The sequence below is a fragment of the Undibacterium sp. MH2W genome, from assembly GCF_049340215.1.
Classification (GTDB): domain Bacteria; phylum Pseudomonadota; class Gammaproteobacteria; order Burkholderiales; family Burkholderiaceae_D; genus Undibacterium.
The window spans coordinates 1,811-5,795 of record NZ_JBMPPA010000017.1; the positions used below are offsets into that span (position 1 = coordinate 1,811).

The 3,985-nt window shown below is 49.2% G+C and carries 2 tRNA genes and 2 rRNA genes (1 of these 4 only partly in view); all 4 read right to left on the bottom strand.

The annotated features are described in order from the left end of the window. A 23S ribosomal RNA gene (locus tag ACO0K2_RS19625) occupies window positions 1–1,521 on the bottom strand (it extends 1,453 nt beyond the left edge of the window). A gap of 454 nt (window positions 1,522–1,975) precedes the next feature. After that, window positions 1,976–2,052 (bottom strand) — tRNA-Ile (locus ACO0K2_RS19630). Window positions 2,053–2,057: 5 nt separating this feature from the next. Further along, window positions 2,058–2,133 (bottom strand) — tRNA-Ala (locus ACO0K2_RS19635). Window positions 2,134–2,353: 220 nt separating this feature from the next. Further along, a 16S ribosomal RNA gene (locus ACO0K2_RS19640) occupies window positions 2,354–3,882 on the bottom strand. The 16S and 23S rRNA genes sit together here with 2 tRNA genes alongside, the layout of an rRNA operon. Window positions 3,883–3,985: the final 103 nt, after the last annotated feature.

The following is a 3,985-nucleotide window of genomic DNA, read 5'->3' on the forward strand; positions in this document are numbered from 1 at the left end:
CGTTCACTCGTCTCAACCCCTTGAATTCCGCACCCGGATTTGCCTAAGTGCCTTCTACAAGTCAAGAACAGGCTCTTCCAACCGCCTGACAACCTTCTGTGATCCGTCCCCCCATCGCATCATACGACGGTGCAGGAATATTAACCTGCTTCCCATCAGCTACGCATCTCTGCCTCGCCTTAGGGGCCGACTCACCCTGCTCCGATGAACGTTGAACAGGAAACCTTGGGCTTACGGCGTGGAGGCTTTTCACCCCCATTATCGCTACTCATGTCAGCATTCGCACTTCTGATACCTCCAGCATCCTTTACAAGACACCTTCGCAGGCTTACAGAACGCTCTCCTACCATATCCTTACGGATATCCGCAGCTTCGGTGTATAGCTTAGCCCCGTTACATCTTCCGCGCAGGACGACTCGATCAGTGAGCTATTACGCTTTCTTTAAAGGGTGGCTGCTTCTAAGCCAACCTCCTGACTGTTTTAGCCTTCCCACTTCGTTTTCCACTTAGCTATACTTTGGGACCTTAGCTGGCGGTCTGGGTTGTTTCCCTCTTGACACCGGACGTTAGCACCCGATGTCTGTCTCCCAAGCTCGCACTCAACGGTATTCGGAGTTTGCAATGGTTTGGTAAGTCGCGATGACCCCCTAGCCATAACAGTGCTCTACCCCCGTCGGTGATACTTGAGGCACTACCTAAATAGTTTTCGGAGAGAACCAGCTATTTCCAAGTTTGTTTAGCCTTTCACCCCTACCCACAGCTCATCCCCTAATTTTTCAACATTAGTGGGTTCGGTCCTCCAGTGCGTGTTACCGCACCTTCAACCTGGCCATGAGTAGATCACTTGGTTTCGGGTCTACACCCAGCGACTATGTTCGCCCTATTCGGACTCGATTTCTCTACGGCTTCCCTATGCGGTTAACCTTGCCACTGAATGTAAGTCGCTGACCCATTATACAAAAGGTACGCAGTCACGGAACAAGTCCGCTCCTACTGTTTGTATGCACACGGTTTCAGGTTCTATTTCACTCCCCTCCCGGGGTTCTTTTCGCCTTTCCCTCACGGTACTGGTTCACTATCGGTCGATATCGAGTATTTAGCCTTGGAGGATGGTCCCCCCATGTTCAGACAGGATTTCACGTGTCCCGCCCTACTTGTCGCAAACTTAGTTCCACACCGATAATTTCGTATAAGGGGCTATCACCCTCTATGGCCGGACTTTCCATTCCGTTCTACTATTAAAGATGCTAAATCTTGCAGGCTCTTCCCATTTCGCTCGCCACTACTTTGGGAATCTCGGTTGATTTCTTTTCCTGTAGCTACTTAGATGTTTCAGTTCGCCACGTTCGCTTTGCAATCCTATGTATTCAGATTGCAATGACCCTAAGGTCGGGTTTCCCCATTCGGAAATCTGCGGATCAATGTGTGTTTGCTCACTCCCCGCAGCTTATCGCAAGCTACTACGTCCTTCATCGCCTGATATCGCCAAGGCATCCACCATGTGCACTTAGTCACTTGTCCCTATAACTTTAGCTCCTGGTGTCATCTTATTGAATCTCTTCAACAACATGGTTCATCACCAAGACTCGGTTATAGTTCTTTACTACTTATGAGTATTACTTTAGCGTTTGCCGTATCTCAAGAATTTATTTTTTTCTAAAACTGCCTTTCGGCTGCTTTGATCAAACTCTTTTAATACTTTGTTTGTTCGATACAATCATAACCCTTCCATAAATTATTCAACATGACTGTCGTCACATCGAACGAAACACTCTTCCGAGCATTTCCTTTACAGAAATAAATTTTGATTATTTCTACTTTACTTCTTCTAAATTGTTAAAGAACGAGATACTACTTAAACTACTCTGACTTTCTCTTTGAAAGTGCAAACCTAAATCTTCGCTTCAACTTCCTTTGAGATCTCTCTCAATCTTGCTGACTTAGGTTTGTACTATCTTTCGCACTAACCATCTTTTGGTAGGGCTGGTTGGGCTCGAACCAACGACCCCCGCGTTATCAACACGGTGCTCTAACCAGCTGAGCTACAGCCCCAGTATTGGTGGAGGTTGACGGGATCGAACCGACGACCCCCTGCTTGCAAAGCAGGTGCTCTCCCAGCTGAGCTAAACCCCCGTTTATACTTCACCTAGCTACTGCGCCTTTCAATCTTCAACCTGCGATGCTCATCGTACGTTTGTACGATTGCGCTTCTCAGCTGAACCTCGAAACGCTCGCTACGCTAACTGAAGCATAACTACTCTTTTCATTAAAGCTAACCTACCGCCTTAATTTATTCTCGTTGTTTAATTTAACAGTCAATAAAAGTGAACACTTAACTACAGCGCTACTCTAGAAAGGAGGTGATCCAGCCGCACCTTCCGATACGGCTACCTTGTTACGACTTCACCCCAGTCACGAACCCTGCCGTGGTAAGCGCCCTCCTTACGGTTAAGCTACCTACTTCTGGCAGAACCCGCTCCCATGGTGTGACGGGCGGTGTGTACAAGACCCGGGAACGTATTCACCGCGACATGCTGATCCGCGATTACTAGCGATTCCAACTTCATGTAGTCGAGTTGCAGACTACAATCCGGACTACGATACACTTTCTGGGATTAGCTCCCCCTCGCGGGTTGGCGGCCCTCTGTATGTACCATTGTATGACGTGTGAAGCCCTACCCATAAGGGCCATGAGGACTTGACGTCATCCCCACCTTCCTCCGGTTTGTCACCGGCAGTCTCATTAGAGTGCCCTTTCGTAGCAACTAATGACAAGGGTTGCGCTCGTTGCGGGACTTAACCCAACATCTCACGACACGAGCTGACGACAGCCATGCAGCACCTGTGTGCAGGTTCTCTTGCGAGCACTTCCAAATCTCTTCGGAATTCCTGCCATGTCAAGGGTAGGTAAGGTTTTTCGCGTTGCATCGAATTAATCCACATCATCCACCGCTTGTGCGGGTCCCCGTCAATTCCTTTGAGTTTTAATCTTGCGACCGTACTCCCCAGGCGGTCTACTTCACGCGTTAGCTGCGTTACCAAGTCAATTAAGACCCGACAACTAGTAGACATCGTTTAGGGCGTGGACTACCAGGGTATCTAATCCTGTTTGCTCCCCACGCTTTCGTGCATGAGCGTCAGTGTTATCCCAGGGGGCTGCCTTCGCCATCGGTATTCCTCCACATATCTACGCATTTCACTGCTACACGTGGAATTCTACCCCCCTCTGACACACTCTAGCCATACAGTCTCAAATGCAGTTCCCAGGTTGAGCCCGGGGATTTCACATCTGACTTATATAACCGCCTGCGCACGCTTTACGCCCAGTAATTCCGATTAACGCTTGCACCCTACGTATTACCGCGGCTGCTGGCACGTAGTTAGCCGGTGCTTATTCTTCAGGTACCGTCATTAGCAGCCTATATTAGAGACCACCGTTTCTTCCCTGACAAAAGAGCTTTACAACCCGAAGGCCTTCTTCACTCACGCGGCATTGCTGGATCAGGGTTGCCCCCATTGTCCAAAATTCCCCACTGCTGCCTCCCGTAGGAGTCTGGACCGTGTCTCAGTTCCAGTGTGGCTGGTCGTCCTCTCAGACCAGCTACTGATCGTCGCCTTGGTGAGCCTTTACCTCACCAACTAGCTAATCAGATATCGGCCACTCCATGAGCATGAGGTCTTGCGATCCCCCACTTTCCACCTTAGTGCGTATGCGGTATTAGCGTAACTTTCGCTACGTTATCCCCCACTCTAGGGTATGTTCCGATATATTACTCACCCGTTCGCCACTCGCCGCCAGGTTGCCCCGCGCTGCCGTTCGACTTGCATGTGTAAGGCATGCCGCCAGCGTTCAATCTGAGCCAGGATCAAACTCTTCAGTTTAATCTCTGTTTTTGTGTTCATTTCTGAACCTTGTCCTTGCAGACAAGTCGCTCACTCAAAATACTGACAGTTCCGTCATTCATTGCTGAACGACTTTCCTATT